Below are 18,633 nucleotides of genomic sequence, written 5' to 3'. Positions count from 1 at the left end.
CATCATTTTTGGACATTTTTTATGGAAAAGAGAATAGATACGATCTGTAGTATTTATACAATGATTAACAAGCAGCGGCCTAAACCGGACGGTACTGCAAGATTATATATTCGAATAACGATAAGAAAAGAATCTAGGAAAATCGCTCTTCCGATTTACTGGCCGCTTCGTTGTTTTAATGAAAAATCAAAGACCATCGAACCTAGGATGGAAAATGACAATGATTATCTTCCTTTTCTAGCAATAATCGAAACTGAAAAATCTAAGTATTGGAAAGCTGCTAAAATATTTCTATTAAAAGATATGAACTTTGGAGTTTGTGATCTGATATCAAGTGTCTTTATAACAGAAAACTCACATTTATTAGTGGAATGGATGAAGTATAAAATCCGTCAGCAAATTGTGGATGGAGAAATCAAAGTCAATACCTCAGGAAATCACAAGACAAGCGCAAACACTGTACTTCTATATTTAGGTAAAGACATCGATATGAGTTTAATCGATTCAAAATGGCTTACCAAGTATACAGTATGGTTGTTGAGTAAAATGTCATACGGTGGTGCTTGGGCAAGAGTCAAGGACCTTAAAACCTATATGAGGTTAGCAGAAAAATTAGGGACGACACTTCATCCTGATTTCAAAAATCATTGCTTGCCTAAACCAGAAAGTAACCCAATTTATCTAGAAAAATTTGAGTTGGAAAAACTTATACAACTATTTTCAGGTGGCGATTTGTCAATCGAAAACTTTGACTGTTTGAGATCTTTCCTTTTTGCCTGCTTTACTGGTTTAAGGATATCAGATCTGAAAAGATTTGACAACAACTGGATCGTTAATAATGAAATAATATTTAAACCGACAAAAAAAAGGTTGACGGACAAGAAGGATCATAATTTAAAAATCCCGTTAATACCGATAGCAGCAAATTTCTTATCGACATTGAACGGCCAAAACCTTGTAATTAGAAGTGATCAGAAATTTAACGAGCGACTTAAAACAATAGCGAAGTTGGCTGGGATCAATAAAAATTTAACCACTCACGTTGCCCGGCACACCTTTGCAACATCTCTTGCTCTTTTAGATGTTCCAGTGACGATTATTTCACAGTTACTTGGCCATAAAACAATCGCATCTACAATGATCTATATCCACATCGCTGACAGAGTTAAGTCTGATGAAATGCAAAAATTGCAAAATGCTTTCAGTAGTTTTTCCCTGAAATTGGCTTAAGGCTACCAAAACTAGATTTCATATTCCAACCGATCCATCGCCTCCAAAATGGTTTCAGGACAAGTTTTTAGCAATGGAACGGTTGGATGAAAATTAGAATCCTTCTGATATTGATGGTTTGCTCATATTCTCTCTGAAAGAACTGATTAAATTTTGAATACTTGATATTGATTCTTTCTTAATGAAATTGATACCTTTTTTCATCATCCCAACTTTCCAAGGATTTACTTCCTCTTCGAACGTCCAAGGCTTAAATTGACCATTACCGCTAAAAACTATATCAGTAATTGTATATCGGAATTTATTGTCCTTGACCAATATTATGATGTTGGCATCTACTGGCCCACCTTCGGAGTTATATACGATAAATGACCCAACTAATTTCCCTGCTTCTTTATCCTTTACCTGTAATACGTCCTTCGAAGATTTAAAATTTAAAGCGAACCAATCAACCGATTTGTCAAAAAGTTCTGCTTTTGATCCTTTGCAGTCAATCGTCTGTGTGAAACTTATTTTTTTTGTTGTTGAATCTATAGGTAAATTTGTTTGTGCGGTCAAACTGGCGGACGCGGTAATAAATAGTAGAAATGCAGTAAGTTTTTTCATAATTTTATTTAAATCTTGCATACGCCCCTGTAGATATTATAACTTTAATAAAGCTTCAATTTTCTCAAACAACGGTAAAAAGGCAATAAATTTTTCTTTAGGAAGCAACCTAATTGCTTCGGTAAACTCCCTTTTTTTATTTTCTTTAATAGCAACTATAGTTGTTTTAACTGCCGGGGATGACACGAAAAAATCACTTAATTCTTCAATTCCATAAAACAACAACTCTATTGTTAAGCATGATTTATTTTGGTAGGTTTTATATTCGTCTAAAATAACCTGCGAAGCTACTACGTCATTATAAGGAACTGGAAGTAGTATTTTATACGCATTATCACACAACAAACTCTTTCTAGTAAAACACTTCCTAGGATCTAGTTCCAGATTGGCTGTGAAGTTCGGATTTTTACCGCCTCCAGTTTTATTCCATTCGTTATATCCCTTTTCGTCAAAATCGAACAAAGCAATCATAATTTTTTCATCATATTGAATGAAAATACCGTCAGGTTTATCAGCGCCTCGTTGAAAAAGATTTCCCAAAAAACCGGCATCGAAACTATCTTGTATAAAAAAGTCCATTTCTTTTTCTTCGTACAACTTGCTCCATGCTATTTCTAAAATGATTTTATCAGTAATGCCTTCAGTGAAGAGGATATGTTTTTCTGATCGCTCTATGTTATGAGATATACTCAAATGTCCTTCTTGTAAGGTCATAGTAGCCATTCCATTACTTAAATTATGTACTGCTGTTTGTTGATTTGCTTTTACAGGATAACCAACACCTTTTTCCATTATAAAAATCGACTCCGCCGGTGCCAAAGCAACTGTTGATGGAGAATGTGTCGTCATTATAATTTTTAAGGCGTTTTTGCTACTTGATTGGATATTCAAAAGTATATCAATAAAAACCTTTGCAAAGCTTGGGTGTAAAAAAGCATCAGCCTCGTCCAATAATAATACGTCTGGAAACTTTCCTCCAGTTGAAGAACTATAAACTGCAAATATTAATGCCAGTATACTAGTCTCACCTGATGATAGGCCTTCAAACGGTACTTTTACGTTGCTATTGTCTAATCTAATTAGCTGAATACTTCCTAATTTATTATAGGAATCGCTTGGTGAGTATTCGATTTTATATCCGAACCCAGCATTTGTCGAAATGTCATTAAACACATCCCAAGGTGCCCTCACATCTACTGTTAGGTGCGGGTAATAGGTCCGTTTCAAACAAAATTGATGAAATAATAGTAGTAAGCTTGTGGAAAAAAAACTTGAACTGAATTCATAAAAAGTTAAAAAATCGATAAAAGTTAACTTTTGTATTTCTTTATTGCATTTAACAGCTAAATCTTTTACGATACGAATTTGTCCAGTGTCCACTATTATAGTGTTCTCGTACGCGAGTTGGCCTTTTGTAATTGTTTTAAATAAACTTTCGATCGTCTGATTTATAAGGTTTGCCTCTTCAGACGCAAACTCTATTTCAATTCCTGTTAGATCAATGTAACACTTAATAATTAGATTAAGCGGTGCCCATTCTGCCTGAATATTTTTAAATATCGAAAGTGTATCAAAATCTTGGTATAGCGGCGTGTTTTGTTCTGACCTCATCCCAGGCTTCGCATAATAAATATTTTTGAGAGCATTTCCGTTATCATCCGTTAAACAGGGAAATGTAGTTTCATCATCATTGTCAAATTGAAAATATTCTCGGAATTCATACATGTGATTATACATCCACGATAACAATTGTGTTTTCCCAGAACCATTTTCGCCAGTTAAAATTGTTAAATCTGGTAATTCAATGCTTTTAGCGCTTTTTATTGCCTTTCCATTATCAACAGTTCTTAATATCATCTCAAATCTTTTGTTTCTAAAACTAATTAATTTCAAATTGATTTTTGAGTATTCTGTCAAAAACAAAAGATTTCAAGCAGTGATATTTATCCCTTTTGAGAGAATTCTATTCTTTTCATTTCATTTTCAAAATCTTTATAATCGGAATAGATAAATTGTATTGGTTGTGCATTAACTTTATTCTGTGCGTCAATCATAGTTTGCATTAGGCTTTCAAGATTCGAAAAATCAAATTCCGTTACGGGATTCGATCGAGGTTGATCACCATTGTATCCCCCGGAGGCATATGATCTTTTCTCCTTTCTAGCCACTTCAAGCATATTTATTAGATTCGCATATCGAGGGCTAGTAACCATCCAGTTCGGTGCAATCCATTCTTTACCTGCCTCTCCAGCTTCAAATGGCCGTCCACTTGCTGAATTTTTGAATAATGTGCTCTGCCCAACAAATCCTTCTGGATCTTCATCTGAAAAACCGCCGGCTGCGAACTGCGGCGCAGGTGTTGCCATGATAACTGCAGTTTGAATTGCAGTTGCAGCAGCGATAGCAGGGATCGCAAATGGCGATAGAATACCCGTTTGAGCCAGTACTTTAGTTATTGCCAAAGCACCATTTACAACAGCCTGGGCTAAATCAGCAGCTTGTTGGGCTTTCCATCCTTTTAGCTTTTCCTCCTTGACCTTTTTATCATATTTCTCATTGATCTGCTCTTTTTGTTTCTCAGTGAGGTCTTTCTTTGATAATTCAGCTTTACGTTCATTCTCAATTCCAGCAAGCCTCTTTTCAGTTTGAGCTCTTTGGTTGTTGGCAATTATATTGAACGTGGCATCAGATGCTTGCTGAGCCATTTGGATTACGAAATCCCGCTCAGTTTGAAGTTCCTTTAGTTTAAACTGATCAGTTTCTCCCTTCCTATTTTTCTCAATCAAGTTTATGGCATCCTGATACTCACGTTTAAGCTGGATCTCTTTACCATATTTTTCTCTTAAAGCGAAAAGCTCGTCATCGTATCTTTTATTTATCGCAGCTAACTTATTCTCTCGTTTGTTGCCTGAAACGGTGTCATACCTTGATGCTATTTCAAGTTTCTCCTTTTCTAAACGTTCTTTTTCACGGAGCTCTGCATCGGATAATTCCTTTGCCCGGGCATTCTTTAATGCGGCTAAATTCTTATCATTTCCAATGTTCTTTTTCTCCTGCTGATCATAGAACTTATTGATCTGATTGGTCTGTTTAACCAGTTCTGATTCATGTACATCAGCAAGACTAGTGCGCAGCTGGGCGATACTCTCCAGCATTTCAGTTTCTTGGCGAATTCTCAGATTGTTTACAGCAGTTTGCTTATCGCTTTCTAAGCTTGATATCTTTTGCTCTGTGATCTTTTTCTGCTCAGCAGTAATACCTTTGAATTTGAGGAAGTCTGTCTCCTGTTTGATTAAAGCGTTATATTTTTGCGCTTCCTGGGAGACTTCTTTTTCATTTGCACTAAGCTGATCATCCAGACGCTGTAGGTTCAGTTTTTTATACTGCTCATCAAGTTTTTCGAATTCTTTTAGCGCCTGTTCTTTTGCTATCTGCTCTTTTGACTTGCCTGTTTTCTTTTTTTCGGTAAGCCCGCCTGTACTTACTCCTCCTGTGGTTAGGTCACCAACGCTTAAAAGACTGCTCGTATCGGACAATTCCTCTTTGTAGCGATCCTGAATTGTTTTGATACGTCTGACGTTCTCATCCATTTCAGCTTTAGCATTGTTTTTACCTTTTTGAGCCTTGCTTTTTTTGAAGGCGGCATAAGTTCCGTTTGTAAGCAAAGAGCCTGCATCTTGCCATATTGAAGTCTCGTCCTGGTTACCAGATTCGATCTCAATATTTTTTTGACGAAGCTTATTGATTTGAGCCTGTGCTGCCTCAGCAATGGATTTTTTCTCCAGGGCCTGGACATATTTGCTGATTGCAATTGTTCCCTTAGTGGTTAATGCTTCCTCCTCAGTTAAATGCTTCAGAGCAGCCGGCATAACTTCACGCAACTTCTTGATTGCAGCAAGCTTCTTCTCCCTGGTGGACGTTTCATTGATCAGGATCGCATTCAATGCTTTGATTCTGTCAATTTCTTCCATCTGCTTGCTTTTGGCAGCGGCATCGATAGCATTGAAATCTTCCTGAGAACGTTGTGCTGCAGATGTTGATTTACTATAAAGTGCCATCGCAGTACCAAGAGCAACAACAACGGCTAAGACTGCAGCAAATGGATTTGCGGCTGTTGCGATGTTGAGCGCTCTCATAGCTGCAGCTGCCCTGGTTAAATTACCAGTTAATAAAGCTTGAATACCGGCAAACGCGATTGCTGCATTTCTCGCTAAAATAGTCCGCAGAATATTTGCCTCCAGAGCAGTATTTACCAAGAAAATTCCAGTTGCGTAGGCACCCCAGGTTACGGCCCCAACGATCAGTAACTTAGTGATGTTAACGATCATCACAGAGTTTTTCTTCATGACATCTAAAAACTGGCTAAACTCGAAAACCATGTTTTTCAGGAAGTCCATGATAACCGGATTGGTGGCTAGTGCATCGAATTCTTTAACCAGCAGATCAGTTGTGGCTGCCAAACTTGCCATCTTCACATCAAACTCTTGCTGAAGGGAAGTTCCCAAGGCAAACTCCTCATTGGCTAACTTTTGCTTAGTAACAAGTTTGTCCAGGTTATTAGATAAAGCACCCAGGGCTGATACCGCTCTTGCACCTTCTTCACCAACTAGCCCCATTTTTTCAGCCAAGCCAGCTACACCCATCCCGGTGCTCTGCAGGTTTTTCAGTACCTCCAGTAAAGCTTGATTACCGTCTGTTTTTAGAATCTTCGTAAAGTCTTTTACACTTAATCCGGCAATTCTTGCAAATCCAGGGATGTCTTTACCCAAACCAACGATGAATTGGCCAATTGCTGTAGCAGAAGCTTCCAGAGGTTGCCCGAGCTCATCCATTGTTGCAGCTAATCCAAGAATACTCTGAATACTCATGTTAGCCTGGGGAGCAATACCACCCAAGCGGTTAGTGAACTCAACCATGTAAGATTCCTTGGCAGTTCCAGCTGCACCTACTGCATTGATTGCAGATCCCACCTTAATTAAGGAATCTTCCAGGCCGAATACATCTTTGATTTTAAATAAATCAACAAGTTTTCCTAAGCTGTTAACTGCTGCTTCTGCGTCGCCCAGATCTTCACCTAATGCGACTTTGATTTTATCAGCAGCACGCACGAAACCGAGAATATCCCTTTCTCCAGCTACACCTAATTTACCAGCTACGACTGCCAAACCGGTTAATTCCTCTCTGGAGGATCTAGTGTTTATTTTACCGAGCTCAGTATATAATCTGCGGACAGCTTCCTCACTCAAACCGGTGGTTTTACGCACATCTGCTAAACTATCCGACAGTTTAGCATTATTCAGAATGATATTTTGAAACTTATCGGTGATGAAATCGAATCCAAGATATCCAACAGCCAGCTGTCCGAGTTTTTGAATCTCTGCAGCAAGTAAGCTGAAGCCACCGCTAAGTCCTTTGATTTCGTCTTTTATCGCCTGCAGTCTTTTCTGGTGAAGCTGCAGCTTATCCATGCTTTTGTTATAGGCTTCAGATCCTATAACTAAGCCGTCTAATTCTCTTCTTTGAGCACGGACTACCTGAGTAAGATTTTTAAATGTATTCTCTACGGGTTTACCGTCGATATATAAGGTGGCCTTAATTGACCTTGGAGATTCGCCAGCCATTATTTTACCAGAATCCTTTCTAAACCTTGTAATACACGATCGCCATGGTATTCCGTAACAAGATTCGATAAAACAGGGAATTTCTCTTCTAGAACAGGGTTAAACCAAAGCTTTGCAACCCTCTTACCAGTAGCCATTTTATGCCAGCTGGTAGAATTGGTAGCTTTCTTTGTCCCATCGCGCCTTGTGAATTGGTGTACTGTGTTTCCCCCAAACTGATGGCCGGATCCACCATACCCACGACCTGCACCTTTGTGGACAAATACCAAATAGAATGGAAAAGTGAAACCGATTTTACTAGCCAGGCCCGCATAGTTTTTAACGCTTGATTCAAGCTCTTTCTTTGCACGACCGGAATAAACGGAAGTCATTTGAAGAATGTTGAGCTGGAGTTTTCGTTTAACGTCTTTTGTCCAGGAACGAACGTCCCGGTTATAGGTGTCTATGCGAGCCATATTACAGATTGATTTCTGCAAATGACGGGCTATGAAAAACCCTGGTAAACGACAGCCCGGTAAGCAGGTGCCATCGTTTAGTACAGTTAGGGAATAAACCTGGAGGTTTTTATTTTAAGGCGACAGAATACCGGAACTCTGAGCGACCAGGTTAAACTCCGGAAGCCCAAACAGGCGACAAGGTGAGCAGCTGCAGCTGACCGGCCACACCAGATCCGGAGGATATCAGGATCTGTGCGGGCGACAAAATTAAAAAACTATGAGAATTGGCATTCCATCTGTCGATACGAATCCAGGTGTAGTATAATAATCACCAACTTTATCAAACAGTACTTTACGTCCACCAGTATATCCGAATTTTGGAACCTTACCATAAATACGGTACGTATAGTTTGCAATCTCCGGTCTATTACCGGAAACAAGAATAACTGCACCAGCTTGGCCACCTACGCCATAAGGATCGCTGGGAGAGTTTGCTGCAGTAGTTGCAAATACAGCAGGTGAGCCAGGAGCAGGATATACTACGAGCTTGAAAGTCTCCGCCGGTAGGGATCCATCCTGGTAGCAAAATTTGTATTTGGTCAGGATTGACCCTATTGAAGTGTCTTCGGGAATTAAATAGCGTTGAATTGAAAACGGAGTCTTGAACGCAGTTACGATGGTTTGGCACTCTATTTTCACAGATAACAAGGAGGACTTGGAAGTTCCTAAGTTGTAAGAATGCTTTACGTTCATTGCAATCTTATCAGTTCCATTTTCAGATTTAAAACAAAACTTAGTTGTAGGTGAAAATCTGGATACTACATCGTATGGTATTTTAGCGCTTAAAATTCCCTTTTTGCTCTCATTTAAAAAGCGGTACCAGCTCGCATCATCTTCGGATAAATCATAGGCTCTGGCCTCGGGAAACATCTTGCCATTTGCAAGCCGCTTCATTCCCTTAAACTTTATCAGCCGTAATGGCCATTTTTCGTCAGGATTTAAATTGGAAAAATTGGTTAGTTGGTTCGCAGTAGGATAGAAATATCCTTCAGAAGATTCCACTTCTTTTAGGGTCGATACATCCATATTTAAAATACTTTCCCCTTCTCCAACAATCAATGTGTATAAGGGAACAAACACATCAATCTCAGAATCTTTCGCTTTTAGATTCTGATCTTTATCTGTATTATCGACAGCAAGCGTTACAGTATACCCCTTTTGTTCACTGGTACCGAGTTCTTCAATTCGTTCTACATATTTACTGATATCTACGTAATCATCGACTCGTAAAGCCGTTATTGGGCTCTCGATAGTCACCGTCCCATTATTCAAATTGTAAATGAAATTCAATTTCATCCGGTCACTAATTTGTTTGATAAAGTCAGAAATGGTCAACTCTGCAGGTAGGTAAAGCAAGCTAGGGAGTGTTGTTCTGCCAATTAATGGCCGGCGGGTATATAAGTATACTGAATTGAAATCCTCATCATTTAACAGATCGCCCTGCAGATCGAACTTCAAATATTTAAATATTGCTTTTAGAATGTAGCTTACTTTGAAAAACGGAACAATGGTGGTTCCTCTGGGATCATTTTCCCCTCCACCTCTGACATCAACAAATTTCTGTGCAGCATGATCCCAATTATTCATCCATGGATAAAGGATAGTCCCAGAGCCGGGATCCGTCCACCCGGAGTTATGTATCGGAAAAAATGAATAATTGTATTTACTCGGATTTTTACACGTATCCAACATGATATCTTGGAAATCTCCAACTTGTACGGATTGGTCGATATCCATACTCATAATTTCCCTTACAACAGTGTTTTTAACTTTTTTGGCAACTGTAGCGAAATTTACTTTTAATTCGAAGTTGATCTTGTCCGAAACTATTTTATACCTAAAAATTCCTTTAAAGAACATTGCACCGCGGTAAAGCACCGTTACTGGCTGCTCATAAACATCTATGTCGGCATCAATTCTATGCCCATGGGATATAAAGACCTTATTGCTTTCGGTGAGGCCGGCCTGAGCATTGTAAATAATCTCCTGGAATAGCTCGTTAGAAGGATTAAATAAGGGATTGTGTACTTCTACCGGCACCACAGTCTCCGGATCCGGCTGAAGCATTATTCCTTGATCATTTATGATTTCGATCATGCTTGTTATTGAAAAATGCGTTTTGGAAAATAAAAAAAACTACTTAAATCTTAATCTATAGCCTTCCTTAAAGTAGATGTGATTATTTTTATCTACCCAGGATATCTTAAGTTGACTGCCTAACTTTATCGCTTCCCATGTATTGCCCATATCTAAACTAACAGCATTACTACCTAACTGAAAGCCAGCAATTAGTATGTTATTCAAGTTCATTGTATATATGACCGGCTCGCTAATATCAAAAACAGATGCAAATTTGGAAGTGTCATCGATATCAGAAAGTTTTCCTTTGAGGATACCGGCCGAAGATCTAGAAGGGAGATTAGTACGGCCCGGTATTTTTAAAGATCCTCTATATCCTATGTAAGTATCAGAGCCACAGAACACCGTGGGATTTTCAGGGTCATCGTCAAGCATCCAAAAAGAGCATGGCCTCACAATTCCATTCGGCGCCGAATTTAGCCGATACGAGACAGGGTTTCTTTGATCAAGATTAACTGAGGCAGCGGCATCTATTAGTCTATTTTCTAAAAGCAGAGTCCACGTATAAGGATAATCTTCGCCTGTACCGAATGATATAAAATCTTTCAATGGATGGGTAAAATGAATATGTCTACATTTTAAATTATTTGACGGGTTGTATATATTTTCATGCAGTTCGAAGGTAGTTTCTGTCAAAACCCTCACTCTAAAAAACACACCGGTACCTTGTACAGCGTTTGTCTCACTCGCAGTATTGTTTAGTAACGGATCCCAATCATCAACGCTTCCTGATTTCCTTATCAAGCGCACTAACGGCTTGTCTAACGGTGAATTGACCATGCCGTGAGGCGATGCAGTTGTCACAACAGCCGGATCAGAATTCGTTATACTGCTGATCAAAATCTCCGGTTTAAAAGTGAATAACGACGCCGGTTCCTTTACTTCAGCATTAGGAAAATTGTTAAGTCTTTCTTGCATTGATAAATTGCCAGGCGTATAAGCATTGATCGCGCTCGTGTTAATAGTATTTCCGAATGATACATATGAATCAAATTCATACAAAACAAACATACTTCTTCCACCATCTTCTGTTCCCCATATACAAACCCTGCTTCCACTAAGCTGATAAACTCCCAGAGTACATAACTTAGGTGTCTTCGTTAAACTGCCCTGAATAACAGTCCAGGGGTTATCAACCAAATTGTTCGCCGGTTCTTTATATTGATAGAACCTTGATCGGACAAATGATCCTGTAGAATTTACTGCCGGATATCCTCCGTTTCCAAAGCCGTTATCTACATTCACACCTGGGGTAAATTCGTAGGCATAGTCAGGTAAGTAAGGAAAATACTTAAACCCCGATTTTGACTCTAATGGATCTTTGGAAGGATACCGACGAGACGTTACATTTGTCGGTAAATCCCAGGCAACGCTCTCATCAAATAGTAAATGATCCCCTGTTAAAATTATTCCTTGCGCATTCGCAGCTCGATATGGATAATTATGATATATCTGGCCCCGGTTGGTAATTATACATATTCTCGTAATACCGCCCTTAGACGGGAGAACATAAGCAGCTGAGATGCTACTACCTGTTCGTAAATTTGGAAAATTAGTAGCATTGAATAATACAGTGTTTCTTAAACCAGCGTAACCGGCTATTCCAAGTATGATTGACGAACTATTATATGAAAATACGAAAGTATCCATATAACAGTCTACAGTTACAGAATCTACCTTTTCTAAAATAAAAGTTTGCCCTTCATAAGCAACTTCCATTGCCTTATCTTTTAGTAGGCTCATCTCAACTTCAATCAGTCTAATTCTGATGCTCATAAACGTTCCGTTAAAAGCGAATTTTACGTCAGCAGTTTTTGTTAGGTCATAGTAATACGTTTGTTTTCCCCCGGTTTTCAATCTAAGATAATATCCCAATGCTGCGCTATTAACTGCTGCCGGAGCGAGTAAAGCATTTAGCTGGCTATCATATGGCGATAGATACATTGAACTAGCGGTATCAGTTACAATAAGTTCACTGTAGGGTGCTGAAGTATTTGGTGTCGTTAGTGGAGTAACTTCGACAATCAGGGTTTTAGCTGACCCGGTCTTAACTGCTTGTGCGGGAGAAATTCCTGCAAGCGTTTTCATTTTATAGTCAGAAGAACTATAAACCCCGGAAATTGGTTTCTGTATCGTGTCTTCCAACATTACAGCTCTTGCACTTAAATTAGCGCCGGTATAAATAATTTGTATTTTCTCGGCTTCGGTAATATTATAGTAAACAGTAATTGTTCCCTCTTGCGTTACCCGAATGTAAGTGCCCTGAGTAACCACCCTATTTAAGCCAGAACTACTGGCATCCGTTAAAGAATCAAAAGCTTCAAGCCAAGTTCCTTTATCTACGTTTACAACTCTAAACTCCGCAAATGGCGAACCTACTGGTGGAACGCTAAGTGTTTTTATTTCTAGCATGACAGTTTTTGCTGACCCGGTAGATAAGGTCTCAGCAGAGACCGGTACGAAAAGAGCTTTGATCTTTTTGCTGGGAAGCGAATATGCAGACTCGGGATCTTTCTTTTTCAAAAGAGGCGTAGCCATAACCCGACAAGACAAAAAGGCATTCCATTCAATTGGTGTAGTTCTACCGGCTAGCCGGATAAACAAAGTTCCAGTTTTAAAAAGGGAAGCGTCAAATTCAATGTCGTATGTTCCCGCTGTTGAAATCGATAAAAATGTTCCAGGTTGCAACACATCATTAAGAGTTATTGGCATTCTATCTATAACAGCCACCGATCCCTTCTCAATGCAGAAAATCTCAATTCTGCCGAAATCTAATGGTTGAGACACAATTAATTTGACAAATACTCGATTAATCGAGGCTATATTGCCTAAATCAGTGATTTCTTGCGTTGATATCTTTCCCATTACAGGAGTGAATATTTTTTGGCTCCTTAGAGCTACACTTGAATTAAGGTTCATTATGATAAAATTTTTAAAGGTATTATGATGATATCGCCGTCAATATTTCTGGTCACTTTCGGTTGTGCGAGCGTACGTGTTCTATCACTGACATGAGTAATGGTGTAGCCATCAAATGACATTATATCCTCATTATAGTCTGTCATGGTCAGCGTTCCAGAAGAACCGTCTTGCCAAACTATAGTTGCCTGAGACATTACCCCTTCTGCGTTGTAGGTTGCCAAAGAAATTGCAAAAATTTCATTCAACATCATGTCACCTACATTGGAGACTGGCTTAGATATTATTACGGCCTCAGCCAAATGAAGATTGAAATTTATTATGTCAGCGTTTGCGCAAGAGCACCTTATTGACTTAGCATTTGGAGGGGCTAGAATTATAAAATTTTTCGGATCAGTTGTGATGGGCGCGGTAATAACTTTTATCACCCGTAAGGAAGTGTCATAGAAAGCTATAGAAACACCTGAGCCGGCCAAATTACCCCTGTATCTGTACTTAATCTCTCCAAATGGTAATTCGATCCTATTTGTGGAGGAGATATTTCCTGTAGTGGAAGAAACAGATCCTAAAGAATTTATATAGGTTTTATCTGTCCAGACTAAACCATTTAAAGCTACAGAGTCACCTGACTTTGCGTAGGTGTCAGAGATGCTGGATATAAAATCATTAAAGACTGAAAAATACTCTACTAAGTCCGAGTCGCTGTAGCCACCATTCCACCAATACGTGACAAAACCTTCTAAGGAGTTGCCGATTTCAACAAATTTTCCTTCTCTGAAGTTAATACCGTTAACAACAATATTCTTAATAGCTTTATTTGCTTCTGCAATCGTAGGATAAGGCCCACGGTTTTTATCCAGCGGGCCTGAATTTAGATATTTAATTGGCTTTGCAATTTCTGTACTTGTGCTACTCATTTTTAAGCGTTATGATGTGATCGTTATTTATTGAATAGGCTATTGCCATTTCCATTATGGCAACCTTGTATGTAAGCCCGTCTATCTGCATTTGCACTGCAATATATTCGGAGGTTAAATTCTCATCTGCAGTTTGATTGTAAACGTTTCCAATACCTTTATTTGCCGGTGAGGCAACAATGAAAAACCTGTTTAAACCAGTATATAATGGAAATAGATAAATGTCAGCTGCCTGCCTATTGGAAAGAGCAATTACATCTTCAGCAGTCACTGGCCTGGTGGAGGAAGGCCCAAAATAAACCATTCCAACAGGCCTTTCTTCGGGTTCGATCGGTTTCTCAATATCGCCCTCGGTATAGGCGTTATCCTGGAACAAATATTCGTATTCAAACTGCTGGGCATAGAGATGATTACCGTCCTCAATCTCACCTATAGTTTTGCTGGTGACCTTAACCGGCAACCACCGGCTGGAATTAACGATAAACTTAATTGGAGAAACGAAGAAGTCCCGGTTAAATAACAATTGGTCTCTGTTACGCAAAAAACCCGTCGTCACTTTAAATTTCGATTGTAGCTTTAAATCATATACAAAGGACGTCCCCTTTAATGCGCTTGTAGTATTTTGATAAATTTGATTTGCTTCAGATTGCACCAAATCAAATTCCAAGCTACCTCTGCCGTAAAACATTCTTGAATCTAATGTCCCAAAACTACTCCAGTTTAAAAAATATCTTACCTGGGCACGATACTGATCGTCTAAAATGTACAATCTGCTTTCTGAAATTTGAACACCTGAAGTATTAGAAATCCAGATTTCATACTTCTTTACTATTTTGACAGGGTAGTCATTTGGAATGTAGATATGATTGAAGGACACATTAAAACCATACTTTTTCCAAGTGTGAAGTTCTACCGTCTGTAAAACAATAGCAGCAACTGATCCATCAGTAAAATAATATCTACAATTCAAAACTGCCTGAACTGTTTCCCTCGTATTTAAAAAGTACAAATACTGAGGTTGGTCCTTTCGTGTATCGGATTCGATCGACCCTTGTTTCAAAAATCTATCATTAACGGGTGCATCTGGACGTAACATGGAAAGTAGATTCTGACTGTTTTCTGCTACAGTAGAAAGCGCGCCGTGCAACACCGTAAATAGCTCAGATCTGAATATCTTTTGGATTTTTGCGATATCACCAAAGCTTTCCGCGTATTCGAAAAAATACTTCCTGCAACTTCTTTTACATAAAAGAGGCATGTCAACTGGAACCTCAGGACCATTTTGTTCAATCTCAAATGATATATGTTCATGCAGTTTATCGCCAGCTTGAATTTCTACCACACCAGAACTACCGAAAAGTAAAGGAGCTGTATTTTCATATATCAGATCAAATCCGCTATGAGATGCATTCTCACACCAGAGCCGGAAATATACCCCGTAATTGCTTTTTTGCTTGGTAACTGATCCGCTAATCTCATTTTTGATACTGAATTTGCTTGAAGAAACTGCGTCAAAATCAAACCCCAAACTTTGCCTTTTTGCTTTAAATTCGATTTTGCTTTGAGTAACGGCATTGATATGATAGTCTTTACTTAATTGGTAATTACCCTGAAAATTAGATAATAAGTCTACGATACTAATTGGTCCGGAAGGAACTTGGTATCCCGAAACATCAGGATTATTTGTTGCTGTTAAAATAACCTCAGTACTGCCATAACTGAATCTTAAGTTATCTCCATTTGACAGAAAATTTAGTGAATCAAAGCTATTGACCGCATACTGGCCGTCTGTCTCCAGGTACTGGTCACATTTGAAACGGATCTGCATTTTCTCACCACTAAATGCAACTGGCTGTACTGGTGTTATAATTGAAATACTCATAGTTACATCCCAGGTTTATAAGACCACTTTGCCGGATCAATTGCAGCATCAAATGCATCTCCAAGAGATATGGATACGCCCCAACCATATATTTTATCCGTTAATGGCCCAACGATGCCTTCACTGGTTCCCTGTACAACTGATGGAACGATCTCCAGCTGCACGTCAAGCATTAACATTTTTAAAATTTCATCAGTGAGCTTTTTGCACTGAGAGATGATTTTGGTTTTTGTGAGGCTTGCAGTGAGCGGCTGAATGATGACAAATGTGAACGACCAATCTTCAGTCATGTTGTCGTAAACGCCTGCTTTTTCAGCTGTTGGTGTTTGAAGCAATAAAGCGGGGAATGTTAAATTTTGCTTTACTGCAGTTTGAAGTTCCTCCTGATCTATATGCAGGAAAGCTCTTTTTTTAACGTCCCCCGGAATGTGGGCAATATCCACATGGTGCTGCGCATAAAATTCAAACCTATTTACGATTTCGTCGATTTCCATCTAACGAATGTCGCAATAGGTCTGTTTCTGATAAACGACAAGAATTTTTAATTACTTGAACTTGCCATGGCTTCTTTATAGGCGATTTGCTGTTCCTCCAAGCCATCAAGTACAAACATAGCGTTGGTGTTTTTTAACTGCTCAATGGTTCCCCATTTAGCCCCAAGTAATTCCCGGAAGATAGTTAGCCAGGTTCTGCTGCTCTGCTCCATGTCAGGTTGCTCTTCTGATCCATCTGACTCTTGTGTGTTTTCTGGAAAGACGTGTGGCCGGAATTGTTGCAGCTGATTTACAGCTAAACTGAACCAGGAGAAAACAGCCAGTTTGAATTTGGTTTCAATGGCAGCAACATCTTTAGAGGTACTATCTATTAAATTTTCATTGAATTGTACTCTAACGTCGCCTTTATAATTGGCTGCTGCTGGATCCGATAAGGGATCCACCTGACGGTAGATCGTTGCAATCAATTTATTCAGCCATTGTACATCCTGGGTCATCAAGTAATATTCATAAAACTGATAAGCGAAGCACCATTCCCCAAAGTTCAGGTTACTTAGATCTTCTGCAGGTGCAGCACATTTCTTCTTGCGTATTTTTAAAACAGGGAAGAAATTTTTTACTGGTGGCTGACTTGCCTTGATGAAGTCAGCCAGGGGAAGCAAATCATATAGATAATTATCTTCAGGAGTTTTTGCGTCCAGGCCATTGATAATATGAAAATTCTTTTTGCCAAATACCAAAGCCAGAATCGAAATATCCATTGTCTGCCTGTCCGCCTTTTTGAATTGAAGCAGCTGCATGATCGAGGCAAACTGATGTGCGTCTAACTCTGACCAGTCTGCTGGAATTTCGGCTGAATACTGCACTTCTGAACCATTATTAAAATAACTGCCTGATATCTTTCGCATGGGATAAAATTAACGTTTAAATAGGTTTTTATATAACCAAAAAGCGAATATTAGAATGGGAATCAGTCCTAAAATACTTAACCAATTCAAACTGCCTGCCGCTGTTCCGGATTGCTTTTCTTTTTGCTGCAGTGTAGATTTTGATTGATCTGTCTGACTGGTGTTTTTAGTGCTGTTACTGGCAGCTGCAGCTTGTGAACTGGTTTGCTCATGGGAGCTTTTAGCGGCAGTCTCACTTTCTGTTTTCTCATTCAGCGTGTTGATCTGCTCGTCTATTCTGATTCTCAATTTTCGAGATTGGCTCAATAGTGCCTTGACAGATATTTTGCCAGCTGAGTCCAAAGGCAATTGCTCACCACTGTCCAGATCCAATGTAATATCAATTGTCCTTTTAGTGATTGAGGTTAATTTCTGTTCCAGCGACTTTTTAGACGTGTCAACAGCAGTTTTCAATGTACTGGATGAAACAGTTACAATACTGCTATCTACCTGAGCCGACTTTACCACGTGCAGCTGCTCTTCAGTTTTGACTAATTTGCTTTTAGTCTTACAACCAGAGTAGAGAACAATTACGGCCAGTATACCAAGAAAAGTTTTAAGTATGGATCTGATTCCCATGATTTATAAATATTTTACGGCGCTGTAAATCTGTCTTTTTAATCGTTTTTTGTGGTAGACACCATCGCCTTCCCGGCTTCCGGCTTCATTGGTATTGCCTTCAACGGTATCTACCCAGGTGTCGCTCCATTTTTCAATAAATCCGGTATGAGCAACGCGTTTTTTATTTTCAAACCAGATGAAAAACACATCTCCATATTCGGGCTGTATGATGGTTTTTCCGCTGATGTAAATCAGTTTACCCTGTTCCATTAATTGTACGCAGCCACCGGATCTGGGCTTGGACACTTTGTTTTGGCCGTAACACCAAGACACAAAAGCAGCACACCAGGGATTTCCTTTGGCCAGCCAAACATATTTTAAATAAGCTTCTACTTCCTTACCGTCGTTCCGGCCGGTTAATTCTCTAACCCCAATCTGACTGGAGTAAGTGGTGCGGATCTGATCTCTTAAGAGATTACCCGGCTGAGCAGCACTAGGGCTAAGAAAACCGAAAAGTAAACCAATAAGGAGAATGATATTTTTTGCCATGGTTGTAAGATTAGAAAGTCAGAATTAAATAAGGATTTCATGTAGATGCCAATTGCTGGCCAGATGTTTTTCACCACACTCCAGGTCACCGCCTGAAACACTGCAAACTGTACTACCGAGATGATCATCACCTGGAGTACACCAGCGTCATAAGATCCAGCAGTAGGATCAACTAGTCTGAGCAGCCAGGGTGAAGTGAAAAATACAACGAAGGCCATGATCAGGGCGGTGTATTCCTTTAAAAATTTGAGCGTTTTGTGTTTCATATGAT

At 39.2% G+C, this 18,633-nt stretch carries 14 protein-coding genes; 1 reads left to right on the top strand and 13 read right to left on the bottom strand.

Annotated elements, in window-relative coordinates:
• The first annotated feature begins 21 nt into the window (after positions 1-21).
• Complete coding sequence (locus tag BLR53_RS13835; RefSeq protein WP_074590512.1) at positions 22-1,230, top strand: site-specific integrase; 1,209 nt, start codon at positions 22-24, stop codon at positions 1,228-1,230.
• 93 nt (positions 1,231-1,323) lie between these two features.
• Here the strand turns inward: BLR53_RS13835 and BLR53_RS13830 are convergent, their stop codons facing one another.
• The 13 genes from BLR53_RS13830 to BLR53_RS19810 form a co-directional block, all read right to left on the bottom strand.
• Positions 1,324-1,836: a DUF4468 domain-containing protein gene (locus tag BLR53_RS13830; RefSeq protein WP_176763546.1), complete on the bottom strand. Its 513-nt coding sequence runs from the start codon at positions 1,834-1,836 to the stop codon at positions 1,324-1,326.
• 36 nt (positions 1,837-1,872) lie between these two features.
• Positions 1,873-3,693, bottom strand: a complete 1,821-nt coding sequence (locus tag BLR53_RS13825; protein WP_074590508.1) for an AAA family ATPase — start codon at positions 3,691-3,693, stop codon at positions 1,873-1,875.
• A gap of 86 nt (positions 3,694-3,779) precedes the next feature.
• Entirely contained in the window at positions 3,780-7,457 is a 3,678-nt protein-coding gene (locus BLR53_RS13820) for a phage tail tape measure protein (RefSeq protein WP_074590506.1), read from the bottom strand.
• Positions 7,457-7,912, bottom strand: a complete 456-nt coding sequence (locus BLR53_RS13815) for a hypothetical protein (RefSeq protein WP_074590503.1) — start codon at positions 7,910-7,912, stop codon at positions 7,457-7,459. Before BLR53_RS13815 ends, BLR53_RS13820 begins: the two co-directional genes overlap by 1 nt.
• A 249-nt stretch (positions 7,913-8,161) precedes the next feature.
• Entirely contained in the window at positions 8,162-10,051 is a 1,890-nt protein-coding gene (locus BLR53_RS13810) for a hypothetical protein (protein WP_074590501.1), read from the bottom strand.
• Positions 10,052-10,090: 39 nt separating this feature from the next.
• Positions 10,091-12,958 (bottom strand): hypothetical protein, encoded by a 2,868-nt coding sequence (locus BLR53_RS13805; protein WP_143007883.1) that lies wholly within the window; start codon positions 12,956-12,958, stop codon positions 10,091-10,093.
• Between the two features lie 53 nt (positions 12,959-13,011).
• The gene (locus BLR53_RS13800) at positions 13,012-13,929 is read right to left on the bottom strand and encodes a hypothetical protein (RefSeq protein WP_074590496.1); all 918 of its coding nucleotides are present in this window, start codon (positions 13,927-13,929) and stop codon (positions 13,012-13,014) included.
• Complete coding sequence (locus BLR53_RS13795; protein ID WP_074590494.1) at positions 13,922-15,811, bottom strand: hypothetical protein; 1,890 nt, start codon at positions 15,809-15,811, stop codon at positions 13,922-13,924. Before BLR53_RS13795 ends, BLR53_RS13800 begins: the two co-directional genes overlap by 8 nt.
• Positions 15,812-15,813: 2 nt before the next feature.
• Positions 15,814-16,305, bottom strand: a complete 492-nt coding sequence (locus BLR53_RS13790; RefSeq protein WP_074590491.1) for a hypothetical protein — start codon at positions 16,303-16,305, stop codon at positions 15,814-15,816.
• Between the two features lie 47 nt (positions 16,306-16,352).
• Positions 16,353-17,213 (bottom strand): hypothetical protein, encoded by an 861-nt coding sequence (locus tag BLR53_RS13785; protein WP_074590488.1) that lies wholly within the window; start codon positions 17,211-17,213, stop codon positions 16,353-16,355.
• A gap of 9 nt (positions 17,214-17,222) precedes the next feature.
• Positions 17,223-17,831 carry a hypothetical protein gene (locus tag BLR53_RS13780; protein WP_074590486.1) on the bottom strand — a complete coding sequence of 203 codons (609 nt, stop codon included), beginning with the start codon at positions 17,829-17,831 and terminating at the stop codon, positions 17,223-17,225.
• Between the two features lie 3 nt (positions 17,832-17,834).
• Entirely contained in the window at positions 17,835-18,362 is a 528-nt protein-coding gene (locus BLR53_RS13775) for a CHAP domain-containing protein (protein WP_143007882.1), read from the bottom strand.
• On the bottom strand, positions 18,281-18,628 hold the full coding sequence (locus BLR53_RS19810) for a hypothetical protein (RefSeq protein ID WP_143007881.1): 348 nt from the start codon (positions 18,626-18,628) through the stop codon (positions 18,281-18,283). The genes BLR53_RS13775 and BLR53_RS19810 overlap by 82 nt, the downstream gene beginning before the upstream one ends.
• Positions 18,629-18,633 lie beyond the last annotated feature (5 nt).

Origin of the sequence: Pedobacter antarcticus (genome assembly GCF_900103515.1) — a bacterium.
GTDB classification, from domain to species: Bacteria; Bacteroidota; Bacteroidia; order Sphingobacteriales; family Sphingobacteriaceae; genus Pedobacter; species Pedobacter antarcticus.
The sequence above is the reverse complement of the archived record's forward strand: the minus strand, read 5'-3'. Positions and strand labels throughout refer to the sequence as shown.